Annotated in this window: 12 protein-coding genes; 2 read left to right on the forward strand and 10 right to left on the reverse strand. The window is 71.5% G+C overall.

What is annotated here, in order from left to right; translation table 11 throughout:
• Window positions 1–29 precede the first annotated feature (29 nt).
• The 4 genes from F4559_RS33105 to F4559_RS33120 form a co-directional block, all read right to left on the reverse strand.
• The gene (locus F4559_RS33105) at window positions 30–614 is read right to left on the reverse strand and encodes a hypothetical protein (protein WP_184674993.1); all 585 of its coding nucleotides are present in this window, start codon (window positions 612–614) and stop codon (window positions 30–32) included.
• 215 nt (window positions 615–829) lie between these two features.
• Window positions 830–1,141, reverse strand: a complete 312-nt coding sequence (locus tag F4559_RS33110) for a hypothetical protein (protein WP_184674994.1) — start codon at window positions 1,139–1,141, stop codon at window positions 830–832.
• Window positions 1,142–1,148: 7 nt separating this feature from the next.
• Window positions 1,149–1,790, reverse strand: coding sequence for an EndoU domain-containing protein (locus F4559_RS33115; protein WP_184674995.1), 642 nt, complete (start codon window positions 1,788–1,790; stop codon window positions 1,149–1,151).
• Entirely contained in the window at window positions 1,787–2,524 is a 738-nt protein-coding gene (locus F4559_RS33120) for a TetR/AcrR family transcriptional regulator (protein ID WP_184674996.1), read from the reverse strand. Before F4559_RS33120 ends, F4559_RS33115 begins: the two co-directional genes overlap by 4 nt.
• 118 nt (window positions 2,525–2,642) lie before the next feature.
• Here F4559_RS33120 and F4559_RS33125 point away from each other — a divergent pair, with 118 nt between their 5' ends.
• Entirely contained in the window at window positions 2,643–4,745 is a 2,103-nt protein-coding gene (locus tag F4559_RS33125) for an MMPL family transporter (RefSeq protein WP_184674997.1), read from the forward strand.
• Between the two features lie 150 nt (window positions 4,746–4,895).
• Here the strand turns inward: F4559_RS33125 and F4559_RS33130 are convergent, their stop codons facing one another.
• Window positions 4,896–7,022: a DUF2339 domain-containing protein gene (locus tag F4559_RS33130; RefSeq protein WP_184674998.1), complete on the reverse strand. Its 2,127-nt coding sequence runs from the start codon at window positions 7,020–7,022 to the stop codon at window positions 4,896–4,898.
• Window positions 7,023–7,121: 99 nt separating this feature from the next.
• On the opposite strand from F4559_RS33130, the gene F4559_RS33135 reads away from it, so the two are divergent.
• The gene (locus tag F4559_RS33135) at window positions 7,122–7,988 is read left to right on the forward strand and encodes a ribokinase (protein ID WP_376774728.1); all 867 of its coding nucleotides are present in this window, start codon (window positions 7,122–7,124) and stop codon (window positions 7,986–7,988) included.
• On the opposite strand, the gene ptsP is transcribed toward F4559_RS33135, so the two are convergent.
• The 5 genes from ptsP to F4559_RS33160 form a co-directional block, all read right to left on the reverse strand.
• Window positions 7,936–9,567 carry a phosphoenolpyruvate--protein phosphotransferase gene (gene ptsP, locus F4559_RS33140; protein ID WP_184675000.1) on the reverse strand — a complete coding sequence of 544 codons (1,632 nt, stop codon included), beginning with the start codon at window positions 9,565–9,567 and terminating at the stop codon, window positions 7,936–7,938. The two genes, F4559_RS33135 and ptsP, sit on opposite strands and share 53 nt — an antisense overlap.
• Before the next feature lie 388 nt (window positions 9,568–9,955).
• Window positions 9,956–10,822 carry a LysR family transcriptional regulator gene (locus tag F4559_RS33145; protein WP_184675001.1) on the reverse strand — a complete coding sequence of 289 codons (867 nt, stop codon included), beginning with the start codon at window positions 10,820–10,822 and terminating at the stop codon, window positions 9,956–9,958.
• Between the two features lie 8 nt (window positions 10,823–10,830).
• Complete coding sequence (kbl, locus tag F4559_RS33150; protein WP_184675002.1) at window positions 10,831–12,009, reverse strand: glycine C-acetyltransferase; 1,179 nt, start codon at window positions 12,007–12,009, stop codon at window positions 10,831–10,833.
• Window positions 12,010–13,044 (reverse strand): L-threonine 3-dehydrogenase, encoded by a 1,035-nt coding sequence (gene tdh / locus F4559_RS33155; protein WP_184675003.1) that lies wholly within the window; start codon window positions 13,042–13,044, stop codon window positions 12,010–12,012.
• Between the two features lie 36 nt (window positions 13,045–13,080).
• Window positions 13,081–14,544 carry an SDR family oxidoreductase gene (locus F4559_RS33160; RefSeq protein ID WP_184675004.1) on the reverse strand — a complete coding sequence of 488 codons (1,464 nt, stop codon included), beginning with the start codon at window positions 14,542–14,544 and terminating at the stop codon, window positions 13,081–13,083.
• Window positions 14,545–14,593 lie beyond the last annotated feature (49 nt).

Below are 14,593 nucleotides of genomic sequence, written 5' to 3' on the forward strand. Positions count from 1 at the left end.
TGCCGGGACCTGCGGGTCCCGGCACCACCTCACGGCTTGGGTAGCTGGGCGGCCACCTCGGCGATCAGCTCCAGGGTCCCGACGTCGACGACGCCCGAGACGGACTCCGTCTCGGCGATGGTGATGTTGTCGGCTTTGGGGTCCGCCGAGTAGTGGTCACCGGTGAAGGCGATGTCGGCCAGGCCGAGGAGGGCGCTGCCCAACGGCCTGATGTCGCCACTCCCATGGACGTCCATCACCCGCTGGAAGTCGCGGACCTGCCCCCGGTTCGCGAACCCGACCCAGACCACCGAGACGACGGCGACGTTGCCCGCCCCGTCGTCGAGCGCGAAGACCGTCCGGTCGAGCGACCGGCACGGCGTCCGGACGAAGAACTCGCGGACCTGCCCGAACGATGCGGTGAGGCACTCCAGGTCACGCCGGTCGACCTTCCTGGTGACCCGGCGCCCCAGCCGGCTCCAGGCCGCGTCGCCATTGCCTTCGCGCGCCGACTTCTTGCTGTCGGCCTTACGCGCCGACAGGCTGTCGACGGGACCTCCTCCACCCGCACCGCCCCCGACGGCCGCTCCTCCGCCGACCCCGGCCAGGGCCACCACCGCGATCGCGGCCACCACCGCGCCACCCCCACCACTGCCCTTGTCCGATCCGCCGCCAGCCCCACCGATCCTGCGACTCACCGCGTACCCCCTGATCCGTCGGCGGACCAGAAGACACCACCGACCGGCTTTCCGGTCCGGAACGCGTCGGTATCACCTGATCGAGCGAGGGCGCTCGACGTCGCCGGTCGTCGTGGGAACTCGCCACCGGTACGCCTCGGGGAAGTGGGCGCTTACGGCTCGCGGACGTTGAGCGAGGCCACGACCTCGTCGCGGTCGTTGATGAAGTCGTGGCCGGTCGGCAGGGTGAACAGGCCGATCAGATCCACGAACACATCCCGCTCGGCCGGGGTGATCCCGATCCGGGAACGGTGGAGCAGCGCGCTCAACTCGTCGAAGAAGAAGCCCCACTCCCCGGCTTCGCCCAGCCCTTCGAGGCTGTCGAGATCGTCGTCGGAGATCCGTCCGGCCAATCCCGCCACGAGTGGCAACGCCTCCTCGTGGAAGCGGACGAGTCGGTCGTGGCGGGCGACTGGCTCACTCATCGTTCGGTCACCTCGTCGGATCGGTGGGGTTGCCGTACCTGTCGTTGTGGATCACGCCTCGTCCTCGACGGGGATAGCCGGTCCACACCGCGCCGTCCGGCCCGAGAATCACATCCATCACGACCCCCTCGCGTTCTCCTCGTACTTGCCAACTGTCGGGGTTCCATCTGGCCCGGGGTGGCGAGTCGGGGTTCCTGGCCACGTCGAGGATGGCCGAGATGATCTTTTCATCACTCCAGTGGGCCGGGAACTCTTTCTTGAACGGCATTCCGGTGCCTGGAGCGTGTCCGCCGTTCTCATCGTCCCCGTCGCCGTCGAGGATGTGGACTCGGCGGGCTTCCGTGACGTGGAACGTCGGTGGCGTCCTGCCCTCTTGGATAGCGTCCCACGCGGTGGGTGTGGAGGTCAGACCAAGTGAAGTCAGGTAATTCTCGACCAGGGCGGTGATGGCCCGCAGGTCGTCGACCGTCGCACGGATCGCCTTGGCCGTCGTGGCGAACGCGGTGTGCCTCGCATCGCCGAGCGTGGTCATGAGCAGGGCGTGTGCCTCGTCGACCAAGGTCGCGGCCTGCTCGTGGTGCGCGATCGCCTGCGCGACCAGGTCCAAGGCCCGCCGTAGCGATTTGCCCACCTCGCCGAGCGACGTCATGGTCGCGGGTCCACGCCCATCTCGCCCATGAGGTTGGTCAGCATCAGCTCGAACAGGGGCTCCGGGTTGGAGACCGCGAACGGGAAGGCGCCGAAGACCTCCAGGGCCACGTGGCCGTACAGGCGGACCCACGACTGGAGGATGTGGTAGATCGCGCCGAGGTGCAGCACGGTCTCGTCGACGACGACGCCGCGCTCCACCACGGTGTTGATCAGCACCTTCTGGAAGGCCGTCAGGTCGTTCCGCAGCGTTTCCGGCACGTCCGGCGGCACGGGTTTGCGGAACGGGTGGCTGGCGACGAGTTTGGCGGCGACCTCCAGGAACACCCGGCCGAACTGGTCGTCGGTGCGTCCGCCGGCGAGCATGTCGGCCCGGCGGTTGTCGGTCGACGCGAACACGAGCGCGAATTCATTCGGGTGGTCCAGCGCCCATCGCCTGAATGCCTTGCACACGGTGAACACGTGCACGGTGATGTCCTCGGACACGACCGGCTCCAGGGCTTTCGACAGCTCTCCGTCGAGGTCGACGCAGATGTCGTCGCACAGTCTGGCCAGCAGGTCTTCGCGCGAGTCGTAGTAGCGGTACAGCGCCGGAGCGGTGATGCCGAGTTCCCGGGCAATGGCACGCAGCGTGACCGCGTCACGGCCCTGTGCCGCCAGTAGGGCACGCGCCTGACGACGAATATCACGCTCGGTTTCGGCTCGGAGCCGCTCGCGTCGCGTGGCGTCGGTCATACCTCACTCCATTGGGTGGTAAACACTGTTCACCGGGCGTACCTTGACGACCAGTGAACGGTGTTTACCGAGTTCACGTCCTGTCGACAACCGTAGCTCACTCGTTCGAGGAGGACGCGTGTTCGCGAAGTGGGGAGCGCTGGCATACCGCCGCCGTTGGGTGGTGTTGATCGCGACGGTGGTGCTGGCGGTGGCCGGTGGCGTGTGGGGCCTCGGCGTGTTCGACCGCCTCAGCCAGGGCGGCTACGACGCGCCCGGCAGCGAGGCCGCCCGGGCGACCAAGACCGTCCAGGACACCTTCGGCCGCCAGGGCGGCGACGTGATCGTGGTCTACGACACGGCCGACCAGGCCAAGCTCAAGGAGGTCGGCGACCGCCTCGCCGACCTGCCGGACGACGTCGTCGCACCGGCCCAGCTCGTGCCGCAGCCGGCCGCGGGCAAGACGCTCGCGATCCTGACCCTGCGCGACGGCGACTCGAACGGCCAGATCAAGCAGTACGAGCAGATCAAGGACCGGCTCGCGGTCCCCGGCGTCGACCACCTGGTCGGCGGCCTGGTGCCGACGCAGAAGGAGATCAACGACATGTCGTCGTCCGATCTCGCGAGCGCCGAGGTCGTGTCGATGCCGATCGTCCTGCTGCTGCTGGTCGTGATCTTCGGCGGCCTGGTCGCAGCCTCGCTGCCGGTGATCGTCGGCGGCCTGGCCATCCTCGGGTCGCTCGGCGTGCTGCACGTCATCTCGCTGGGCCTGGAGGTGAACTCGTTCGCCGTCAACGTCGCCAGCCTGCTCGGCCTGGGCATGGCGATCGACTACGGCCTGTTCATGGTCGGCCGGTTCCGTGAGGAACTCGCCGCCGGCCGCACGAGCGCCGACGCCGTGCGCCGGACCGTGATGTCCGCCGGCCGCACGGTCGTGTTCTCGGCGACGCTGCTGGTCATCGCGCTGGCCGGGCTCCTGCTGTTCCCGCACGGGTTCCTCAAGTCCCTGGCCTACGGCGGCATGTCGGCCGTCGCGATCGCCGCCGTCGTGTCGCTCACGCTGCTCCCGGCGCTGCTCGGCGTGCTCGGCCACCGCGTCGACAAGCTGTCCGTGCCGTGGCGGCGCAAGGACCGGCAGCCGTCCGAACGCGGCTGGCGCCGGCTCGCGGCCGTGGTCATGAAGCGCCCGGTGCTGTTCGCGCTGCCGATCGTCGCCGTCCTGGTCGCGCTCGGCGCCCCGTTCCTGAACGTGAAGTTCGGCGAGATCACCGAGAAGGTGCTGCCCGAGGGCAACCAGGTCCGCGTCGCCGCCGAGACGATCAACCGCGACTTCGCGGGCATGACCAACAACGGCTTCAAGGTCGTGATCACCGGCGACCCGACGCCCGCCGAGGTGCAGGCGTTCGCCACCCGGATCGGTGAGGTTTCCGGCGTCGGCGAGGCCAAGCCGGGCGCCGAGCCCAAGAACGGCGTGTGGCTGCTCAACGCCTCCCTCGACCAGGCCCCGCTCAGCGAGAAGTCCAAGGAGGCGCTGCGCGAGGTCCGCGCGCTCGACGGTCCGGGCACCGAGGTGCTCGTCGGCGGCAGCACGGCCGTGGTGACCGACAGCGTCGACGCCATCTCCGACCGGTTGCCGCTGATGGCGGGGTTGCTGATCGGCGCGACGTTCGTGTTGATGTTCCTGGCGTTCGGCTCGGTGCTGCTGCCGATCAAGGCCGTGGTGATGAGCGCGCTGAGCCTGTCCGCCACGTTCGGCGTGCTGGTGTGGGTGTTCCAGGAGGGCCACGGCGCATCGTTGCTGGGTGTGACGCCGGGGCCGTTGGAATCCGGGATCGTCGTGCTGATGGCCGCCATGGTCTTCGGCCTGTCGACGGACTACGAGGTCTTCCTGCTGTCCCGCATGGTCGAGGCCCGCGGTCGCGGCGCGTCGACGGAGGAGGCCGTGGCGACCGGACTGGCGAAGACCGGCCGGGTGATCACGGCGGCGGCCCTGTTGCTGATCGTGGTGACGGGTGCGTTCGCGTTCTCGCGGATCGCCATGATGCGGTTCGTCGGCGTCGGCATGATCCTCGCGCTCGCGCTCGACGCGACCGTGGTGCGCGTGCTGCTCGTGCCCGCCGTGCTCAAGCTGCTCGGCAACGCCGTGTGGTGGGCGCCGGGTCCGCTGCGCCGCATCCAGGAACGCCTGGCCATCCACGAGGAGGCGCCGGTGGAGGACGAGCCGGTACCGGCACGGGTCTGACGACGGGCCGTACCGCCCTGCCGCCCGCGACGGCGGGGCGGGCGGCAGTCGCGGATGGTGTCCGGCGTCGGTCGCTCGGGGGGCGACACGGCCGACGCCGGACCCCTGCCGGTGCGGTGCACCGGTGGTCCGCGCTCCGGCGGAGCACACTCAGGTTGACGCGCCTCGCGTCGCTTCGGCTCCACCCTCCGGGGAATTCGCCCCGATTCGCCGCGTGGCCACCAGCTTGGCGTAACGCGTGCCCGCCGCGAGCAACACCAGCCCGGCACCCATGAACGCCAGCACGCGGGCGAACCCGTCCAGCGCGGCCATGTCGAACAGCACCAGCTTCGCCACCGCCGCGCCGACGAGGACGAGTCCGGCGACGCGCAGCCCACGCCGGTCGATCCCCTTGACCAGCAGCACGAGCGCCGCGATCGTCCACGACACGGTCACGATCGTGTGGCCGAACAGGAACCCGGTCGCGTCCTGCGACACGAGCAGCGCCGCGCACAACACCGCCGAAGCCGCGCTGTACAGCACGATCAGACCCATCAGGGACCACACGACCTGGTCACGTTCGATCACGTCCAGTCGCGTCGCGGCCCACGGCAGGACCACCGCGAGCGTGCCGAGCGCGAACGCGGTGACGATGCCCGCGACGAGATCACCGGGCGTGCGCGTCCACAGCGGTTCCTGCAACAGCAGCAGCGGCGGGATCGAGTCGGAGGTCGCCAGCAGTCCGCCGGCCGCGCCGAACACGGTCGCCCCGATCAGCGGTCCACGCGAGTTCGTCCGCCACGTGAGCACCGTGAGCACCAACGCCTCGCCGAGCACGACGGCGGGCAGCACGCTGCCGTCCAGCGCGAGCGCCGTGGCCAGGAACAGGGCGAACACCCCGACGCCGCCGACACCCGCCCGGAACGCCGACCGCCGGCCGAACACCCACACGCCGAGCGTGATCACCGAGACGAGCCCGGCGACGAACGCGCCCTCGTTGCGTTCGAGCAACACGGTCGTCAGCAGCGCGGGTGCCGGAGCACCCAGTGCGAGGCCGAGCGCGGTGTTGTCGCCGGGCCGGACCCGGTCGGTGAGGACGGCGCCCGCCAGGGTCACCACGAACGCGACCAGGCCCGTTCCGGCGAGCACCAACGGGTCGTCGGGCCGGCCGCCGAGCGCGAGCACCGAGGCGAGCAGCGGCGGGACGCCGGCCGTGACCGCGAGCCACGGCCAGTTCCGGCGCAGGTGCACCGGACCGGCGGCGATCTTGAGCACGAGCAGGAAGGCCACCAGCTCCACCGTGAACCCGCTGGTCAGGATCGGCGCGCACACCGCGCACGAGGCGACCACGTAGACCGCGAGCGTGACCGAGTCCCACTTCATCGCGAGCAGCAGGCCCAGGGCCGTGACCACGAGCCCGGCGACCAGGCCACCGCCGGTGTCCAGGAAGTCGTAGATCGACGTCGCGGCGACGACGTCGAGGTACAGCACGGCGACACCAGTCGCGACCAGGGCGAACGCACCCGTGCGCGTGGTCTCCGAGCGGTGCAGGCGCAGCCCGATGCCGGTGAGGACGAGGCCCAGCACGGCGCCCGCGATCACCCGCGGCAGCGGGCCCAGGTAGTCGCGCTGGACGGCGAGGACGAGCAGCAGCACGACGCCGAGCAACGTGACCGCGCCGCCGACCCAGGCGAGGATCCGGCTGCCGACACCGTCCTGCCCCAGGCGCTCGAACAGCGAGGGCCGTGCCACGGGGTGGGGCACCGGCATCGTGTGGACCGGTTGGTGCGGACCCCACGCCGTGTAGGGCCAGGCGTGCGGCGGGGGCGGACCTTGGCCGGGGACCGCCTGCGCGGCGACCTGCCCGTGCGGCACCGGAGTCCCTTGCGGGGGAACGTGAACCTGTGGCGGCACCGGGCTGCCGACCACCGGCGGCCGTCCCTGCGCCGGGATGTCCTGGGCCGGGATGTCCTGGACCGGGATGTCCTGGACCGGAATGCCTTGGGTCGGATCGCCCTGCGCCGAGGTGTCCTGGGTCGGAGCGTCGTGGTCGGGAGTGTTCCGGGCCCGGACGTCGTGGCCGGGACCGTCCAGAGTGGAATCTTCGCCGGCCGGGCCTTCGAGGTCAACGGCGTCCGGCGGCGTTGCGCTCTCACCCGTCGGAGTGGCGTCCTGTTCTGCCGGTGAGGTCCGGGCCGCCGCGCCCACGTTGCGCAACTCCGCGCCGACCTCGGCCAATCGCTGTCCGAGCGTGCCCAACTCTTCGGCGAGCCTTATGAGGGGGTCCTGTCCGGTCATGCACCCAGGGTGGCGCCATCACCCGATCGGCGAATCCGTACCTCTACTCATAGCCCGTGACGAAGTGGTCACGACGCCGGCAGAGTCCCGGTGGTGACGATCCTCGTGCTCGGCTCGGCCAACGCCGACCTGGTGGTCACCGTCCCGCACCGGCCGCGAGCGGGCGAGACGGTGCTCGGCGGCGACGTCCGTACCCTGCCCGGCGGCAAGGGCGCCAACACCGCCGTCGCGGCGGCCCGCCTCGGCGCACGGGTCGTGTTCGCGGGCGCGGTAGGCCGGGACGGTCACGGGGAACTGCTCAGGACGTCGCTGGCGGACGCGGGCGTCGACACCGCCCACCTGCGCACGTCGGACCGCCCGACCGGCACCGCCCACATCACCGTGACGCCCGACGGCGAGAACTCGATCGTGGTCTCCCCCGGCGCCAACGCCGACCTGCGCGAGTCCGACATCGACGCCCTGCCGTGGCAGGACGTGGCGACTTTGGTCTGCTCGCTGGAGATCCCGGTGCCGGTGGTCTGCCACGCCATCCGCACCGCGGCGGGCCACGGCGTCCGCGCGGTCCTCAACCTGTCGCCCGTGACCGACCTGCCCGACGACGTCCTCCCGCTCCTCGATCCGCTGGTGGTCAACGAGCAGGAGGCCGAAGCACTGGGCACGTCGGTCGACGTCCCGCGTGCCACCGTGATCACGCTCGGCGCGGACGGCGCACGCCTGGGCGATCGGCGATTCCCCGCGTCGCGGGTGCGCGCCGTGGACACGACCGGTGCCGGTGACGCGTTCACGGGAGCCCTGGTCCGGGAGTTGGACCAGGGCGTCACGTTGCCCGAGGCCGTGGGTTTCGCCATCCGGGCGGCGGCCTGGTCGGTCACCCGCGAAGGCGCCCAACCGTCCTACCCGGACCTGGCCGACCTCAGTGGGGAGCGCGGGCGGCCAGCCGTGCGGCGGCCGGGTCGTGGGCGTTGAGCGCGGAACGCGCCGCGAGCTGGCAGACGTCGAAGCTCGTCTCGGCGAGCTTGGCGCCGACGGCGGCCAGTGACGTGTGGTTCATCGACAGGCTCGTCACGCCCAGACCCACCAGCACGGTCGCGAGCAGCGGGTCGGCCGCGGCCTCGCCGCACACGCCGACGGGCTTGCCGGTCTGCGTCCCCGCTTCGCCGACCAGGGCGATCAGGCGCAGCAGCGCGGGCTGCCACGGGTCGTTGAGCGCGGCGACGGCGCCGACCTGGCGGTCCGCCGCGAACACGTACTGGGCCAGGTCGTTCGTGCCCAGGGACACGAAGTCCACCTCGGCGAGGATCTCGCGGGCGGTCAGTGCGGCGGCCGGGATCTCGATCATCACGCCGGCGCGGGCGATGCCGGCCGCGCGGGCGCGGGACACGAACCAGGCGGCCTCGGCGGCGGTCGCGACCATCGGCGCCATGACCGACACCTCGGCGCCGGAGTCGACGGCGGCGAGGGCGATGGCCGCGAGCTGGCGGTCCAGCACCTCCGGGCGGTCGACCGCGACGCGCAGGCCGCGCACGCCGAGCGCGGGGTTCGGCTCGGGCTCGGGGTCGAGGAAGGACAGCGGCTTGTCGGCGCCCGCGTCGAGCGTGCGCACCACGACGGGCTTGCCGGCGAACGGCTTGAGCACGGCGGCGTAGGCGGCCCGCTGCTCCTCGACCGTGGGTTCGGTCGACGCGGACAGGAAGCAGAACTCCGTGCGGAACAGGCCGACGCCCTCGGCGCCGCGCTCCGCGGCGGCGGTCGCGTCGGCGGGCGAGCCGACGTTGCCGACGACCTTGACCCGCAGGCCGTCGCGGAGCACGCCGACGCCGTTCCACTCGACCTTGGCGCCCGTGTCGGCGGCCCGCACCGTGCCGTCGGACTCGACGACCTCGCCGGTCGTGCCGTCGACCTCGAGCGCGGCGACGTCGGCGGCCAGCAGGCCGCGCACGGCGACCACGGCGGGGATGCCCAGGGACCGGGCGAGGATCGCGGTGTGCGACGTGGGGCCGCCCTCCTCGGTGACCAGGGCGAGGACCTTCGCCGGGTCGAGGCCGGCGGTGTCCGCGGGCGCGAGGTCGCGGGCGACCAGGACGCTCGGCGAGGCGAGTTCGGGCACGCCCGGAGCGGGGAGGCCGAGCAGTTCGGCGACCAGGCGGTCACGGACGTCCTGCACGTCGCGTGCTCGTTCGGCCATATAGCCGCCGGCCGCTTCCAGCGCCTTGATGAACCCGGCCGCGGCCTGGTGGACGGCGCGGGCGGCGGGGAGGTTGTCGGACTCGACGAGCTTGGCGGCCTGGCTCAGCAGCGACGGGTCGGCGGCCATCGCGGCGGTGGTCTCCAGGACCGCCTTGGCCTCGCCCTCGGCCTTGGCGGCGCGGGCGAACAGGTTGTCGGCGACCTTGGCCGCGGCGGGTTCGATGCGGGCGGCCTCGGCCGCCGGATCACTCGGTGCGGGACCGGCGGGCGGCTCCCCGAGGGGCTCCGCGACCCGCACGACAGGCCCACTGGCCCGACCGGAACTGACACCGACACCGCTCAGCCGCGTGCTCGACATGGTCTAGACCATACCCCTTCCCCGTCGTGCCGGTGAACCACCGCCCACCCGCCGGATTCGGGCAGTACCAGGGAAAAGCCCCGGTCCGGCCACCACCGCACGCCCCACCCGGTTCGGCATCTCCCGAACAGCCCACCAACCACCCGCACCCGAGCCTGACACGCCACCGCCCACCACGCCGCCCAACACCCCCACCGCGAGTCATGCACTCAGACACCGCGAGTCATGCACTCAGGCACCGCGAGTCATGCACTCAGGCACCGCGAGTTGTGCACTCAGGCACCGCGAGTTGTGCACTCGGACACCGCGAAACCTGCATTCAGACACCCCGAAACACGCACCCGGCCCCCGCGAGTCCTCCACTCAGGCACCCGAACCCCACACCGGGCTAAGCGACCATCCCCGTCAAGGCATCACGCACCAGCTTCACCAACGGGTGCTCCTCACTGCCCCGCCGCACCGCCGCGAACACCTGCCGCAACGGCGCCGTCCCCTGCACCGGGATGCCGGACACGGCGTGCCGAGGCGCCAAAGCCACCCCGGCACCCGCCGCCACAAGCGCGTCGATCGCGCGGAAGTCGTCCGACGTGTGGGTGATCCGCGGCGCGAACCCCGCGTTGGCGCAGGCCAGTTCCACCGCGTCACGCACCGGGTTGCCGGGCAGCGTCGTCACCCAGTCGTCGTCCGCCAACGCGGCGATCTCCACCGGCTGTCCGTGTAACGGGTGACCGGGCGGCAGGACCACGTCGAACGGCTCGGTGTACAGCGGGAACCTGGTCACGCGTCGGTCCCCCGCCCGCGGCCGGTACTCCTCGGTGATCGCCAGGTCGATCTCGCCGTCGAGCAGCAGCGGCATGCTCGCGTGCCCCTCGACATCGCGTACGCGCAACACCACCTCCGGCGCGACGATGCGCAACGCGGCCATGGCCGGCGCCACCACCTGGGTGATCGCCGACGCGAAGCTGCCGATCCGCACCTCACCCCGCGTGCCCGAAGCGAACGCGGCCAGGGTCGCCGACGCGCGTTCCAGCTCTGCCTCGATCACGACGGTGTGCCGCACGAGCAGTTCCCCCGCCGCGGTCAACGACACCCGTCTGCCGCGTCGACGCAACAACGCGTGCCCCACTTCCGCCTCCAGGGCGGCGAGCTGCTGGGACACGGCCGACGGCGTCAGGTGCAGGGCCGCCGCCGCGGCGGTCACGGTCCCGTGGTCCGCGAGGGCGCGCAGCACCCGCAGCCGGCGCGGGTCGATCACCGGCGGCGTCAGAGCCGGGAGCGGGCCGCGACGAACGCGTCCACCGCGCGGTGCACGTCGTCGGCCGAGTGCGCGGCCGAGAGCTGGGTCCGGATGCGCGCCTTGCCGTGCGGCACGACCGGGTACGAGAAGCCGATCACGTACACGCCCTGCTCCAGCAGCAGGTCCGCGAGCCGACTCGCCACGGCCGCGTCGCCGATCATCACCGGGATGATCGGGTGTTCGCCGGGCAGCAGGTCGAAGCCCTCGGCGGTCATCCGCTCGCGGAACAGCCGCGTGTTGTCGCGCAGCCTGGTCAACAGCGCGCCGGACGAGCTGAGCAGGTCCAGCGCCGCGATCGACGCGGCCGTGATCGACGGGGCGAGCGAGTTGGAGAACAGGTACGGCCGCGACCGCTGTCGCAGCATCTCCACGATCTCGCGTCGCCCGGACGTGTACCCGCCGCTGGCGCCGCCGAGCGCCTTGCCGAGCGTGCCCGTGACGACGTCCACCCGGTCCCGCACGCCGAACAGCTCGGGCGTGCCGCGTCCGGTCGGGCCGATGAAGCCGGCGGCGTGCGAGTCGTCGACCATGACCAGCGCGTCGTACTTCTCGGCGAGTTCGCAGATGCCGTCGAGCGGCGCGAGGTAGCCGTCCATCGAGAACACGCCGTCGGTCGCGATCAGCCGGTACCGCGCGTCGGCGGCGGCTTCGAGCTGCTTCTCCAGGTCTTCGAGGTCCCGGTTGCGGTAGCGGTACCGGCGGGCCTTGCACAGCCGGACGCCGTCGATGATCGACGCGTGGTTCAGCTCGTCGGAGATCACCGCGTCCTCGGGGCCGAGCAGCGTCTCGAACAGGCCACCGTTGGCGTCGAAGCACGAGCCGTACAGGATCGTGTCGTCGGTGCCGAGGAACCGGGACAACGCCGCTTCCAGCTCCTTGTGCGGTTCCTGCGTGCCGCAGATGAACCGCACGGACGCCATGCCGAAGCCCCAGCGGTCGAGCGCGTCCTTGGCGGCGTCGATCAGCTTCGGGTGGTCGGCCAGTCCCAGGTAGTTGTTGGCGCAGAAGTTGAGGACCTCGTCGCCCGACCCGACCCGGACGGCGGCGTTCTGCGGGGTGCCGATCACCCGTTCCGCCTTGTAGAGGCCCGCGTCGCGGATCTCGTCGAGGCTCGCCCGCAGGTGGTCGCGCAGTGCGCCGTACATCTAGGCTCCCGTCGTCCAGTCGAGGATGACCTTGCCGCACTTGCCTTCGCGTGCGGTGGCGAACGCTTCTTCGTACGCGGTGTAGCCGAACCGGTGCGTGATCACCGGGGTCAGGTCGAGACCGCGTTGGAGCAGCACGGACATGGAGTACCAGGTCTCGAACATCTCCCGGCCGTAGATGCCCTTGAGGTGCAGCATCTTCAGCACCACGGCGCCGAAGTCGACCGCGAACGGCTCGGCCGGGAGGCCGAGCATCGCGATACGACCGCCGTGCGCCATGTTGCGGATCATGTCACGCAGAGCGACCGGTTGTCCGGACATCTCCATGCCGATGTCGAAACCCTCTGTCATGCCGAGCTGTTTCTGGGCTTCCTCGATGGAGTGCCGCGACACGTCGAGGGCGACGTCCACGCCCACTTTCCGCGCCAGTTCGAGCCGGTGTTCGCTGATGTCGGTGATCACCACGTTGCGCGCACCCGCGTGCCGGGCGACGGCGGCGGCCATGATCCCGATCGGACCCGCACCGGTGACCAGCACGTCCTCCCCGATGACGGGGAACGACAACGCGGTGTGCACGGCGTTCCCGAACGGGTCGAAGATCGCGGCCACGTCCGGGTCGAGGTCCTTGCGGTGCACCCACGCGTTCTGCTCGGGCAGCACGACGTACTCGGCGAACGCGCCGTCGCTGTGCACGCCGAGGCCGCGCGTGTTGGCGCACAGGTGGCGGCGTCCGGCCTTGCAGTTGCGACACGTGCCGCAGACCAGGTGGCCCTCGCCGCTGACCAGGTCCCCGACCCGCACCCCGGTCACCGCCGGCCCGACCTCGACGACCTCGCCCGCGAACTCGTGCCCGAGGGTCAGCGGCGCCTTCACCGTGCTCGCGGCCCAGTCGTCCCACGACTCGATGTGCAGGTCGGTGCCGCAGATCCCGGCGCGCAGCACGCGGACGACGACGTCACCGGGTCCGGGCACGGGTTCCGGGACGTCGGTCAACGTGAGTCCCGGCCCGGCCTCGGACTTGACCAGAGCTTTCATGGCGGCAGTGTGCTCCCGTCCACTTTGTCCGGTCCATCAGGACTTTCTGTACTCGCTTGTTAGCTCCGCTTCACTGGTGATGTTGCGGACCATGCCGCCGAACACCAGCCCGTGGAACGGCCACACCAGCCACCAGTAGACGTGTCCGGCCAGGCCGCGCGGCACGAACACGGCCCGCTGCCGGTAAGTGGACCCGCCGCCGTCGGCCGCCGCCACCCGGAGTTCCAGCCACGCCAACCCGGGTACGCGCATCTCCGCGCGCAACCGCAGGAGCCGGCCGCGTTCCAACTCCTCGACCCGCCACCAGTCGAGCGCCTCGCCGACGTGCAGGCGCTTCGGGTCACGCCGCCCACGCCGCAGCCCGACGCCGCCGGCGAGCCGGTCGAACCACCCGCGCACGGCCCAGGCCAGGGGGAACGAGTACCAGCCGTGCTCGCCGCCGATGCCCTCGACGACCGACCACAGCCGGTCCGGCGGCGCGGCGGTGCGGTGCTCACGCACGTCGACGTACGACGAACCACCGGACCACTCCGGGTCCGACGGCAGCGGGTCGGCGGGCGCGCCGGGCACCGACGCGTTGGACCAGCGGGTCTCGACCTCGCCGTCCCGGATGCGGTCGATCGCGAGCCGGACGGCCCGGTCGTAGCCGGTCAGCGGTCCGGGCAGGGCTTCGCGCACGTCGTGCTCGCGGCACACGACCTCGTGCACGAGCGAGCCGATCAACGGCTTGGCGATGGACCGGGGCACGGGCGTGACGACGTTGACCCAGTGCGAGGAGAGCCTGGGCGTGAGGAAGGGGACGGGCAGCACGCGTCGCTTCCGCAGCCCCGCGACCCGCGCGTACCGCAGCATCATGTCCAGGTACGTCAGCACGTCCGGCCCGCCGATGTCGTACGTGCGGTTCACGTCCGCCGGCAGCCCGACCGCCTCGACCAGGTACCGCAGCACGTCCCGCACGGCGATCGGCTGGATGCGGTTGTGCACCCACTTCGGCGTGACCATCACCGGCAGCCGTTCTGTGAGGTAGCGCAACATCTCGAAACTGGCCGACCCGGACCCGATGACCACGGCGGCCTGGAACACGACGGCGGGTACGGAGGACCGCAGGAAGACGTCGCCGACCTCCTTGCGGGAGGCCAGGTGCGCCGAGAGCTGCCCGTGCGCGGGGTGGAGTCCGCCCAGGTAGACGATGCGCCCGACGCCCGCGTTCCCGGCGGCCCACGCCGTGTTCGCCGCGGCCACGCGGTCGGCGTCGACGAAGTCCGCGCTGTGCAACGAGTGGACGAGGTAGTGGACGACGTCGACGTCGCGCATGGCCGGTACGAGCGAGTCCCGGTCGGTGACGTCGCCCCGGACGACCTCGACCCGACCGGCCCACGGCACGTCCCGCAGTTTGCCCGGGTCGCGCACGAGACACCGCACCTCGTGCCCCTCGTCCAACAGCCGGGGCACCAGGCGCCCGCCGAGATACCCCGTGGCTCCGGTGACAAGACAGCGCATCACCCGATCCTGCGCCCGTACCCGCGAGTCCTCCACTCAGGCACCCCGA

It is taken from the genome of Saccharothrix violaceirubra (genome assembly GCF_014203755.1).
GTDB lineage: Bacteria > Actinomycetota > Actinomycetes > Mycobacteriales > Pseudonocardiaceae > Actinosynnema > Actinosynnema violaceirubrum.

Coding starts and splice junctions, on each gene's coding strand:
- F4559_RS33110 (WP_184674994.1), bottom strand. CDS start 1,141: ATGAGTGAGCCAGTCGCCCGCCACGACCGACTCGTCCGCTTCCACGAG.
- F4559_RS33115 (WP_184674995.1), bottom strand. CDS start 1,790: ATGACGTCGCTCGGCGAGGTGGGCAAATCGCTACGGCGGGCCTTGGAC.
- F4559_RS33120 (WP_184674996.1), bottom strand. CDS start 2,524: ATGACCGACGCCACGCGACGCGAGCGGCTCCGAGCCGAAACCGAGCGT.
- F4559_RS33130 (WP_184674998.1), bottom strand. CDS start 7,022: ATGACCGGACAGGACCCCCTCATAAGGCTCGCCGAAGAGTTGGGCACG.
- ptsP (WP_184675000.1), bottom strand. CDS start 9,567: ATGTCGAGCACGCGGCTGAGCGGTGTCGGTGTCAGTTCCGGTCGGGCC.
- kbl (WP_184675002.1), bottom strand. CDS start 12,009: ATGTACGGCGCACTGCGCGACCACCTGCGGGCGAGCCTCGACGAGATC.
- tdh (WP_184675003.1), bottom strand. CDS start 13,044: ATGAAAGCTCTGGTCAAGTCCGAGGCCGGGCCGGGACTCACGTTGACC.
- F4559_RS33160 (WP_184675004.1), bottom strand. CDS start 14,544: ATGCGCTGTCTTGTCACCGGAGCCACGGGGTATCTCGGCGGGCGCCTG.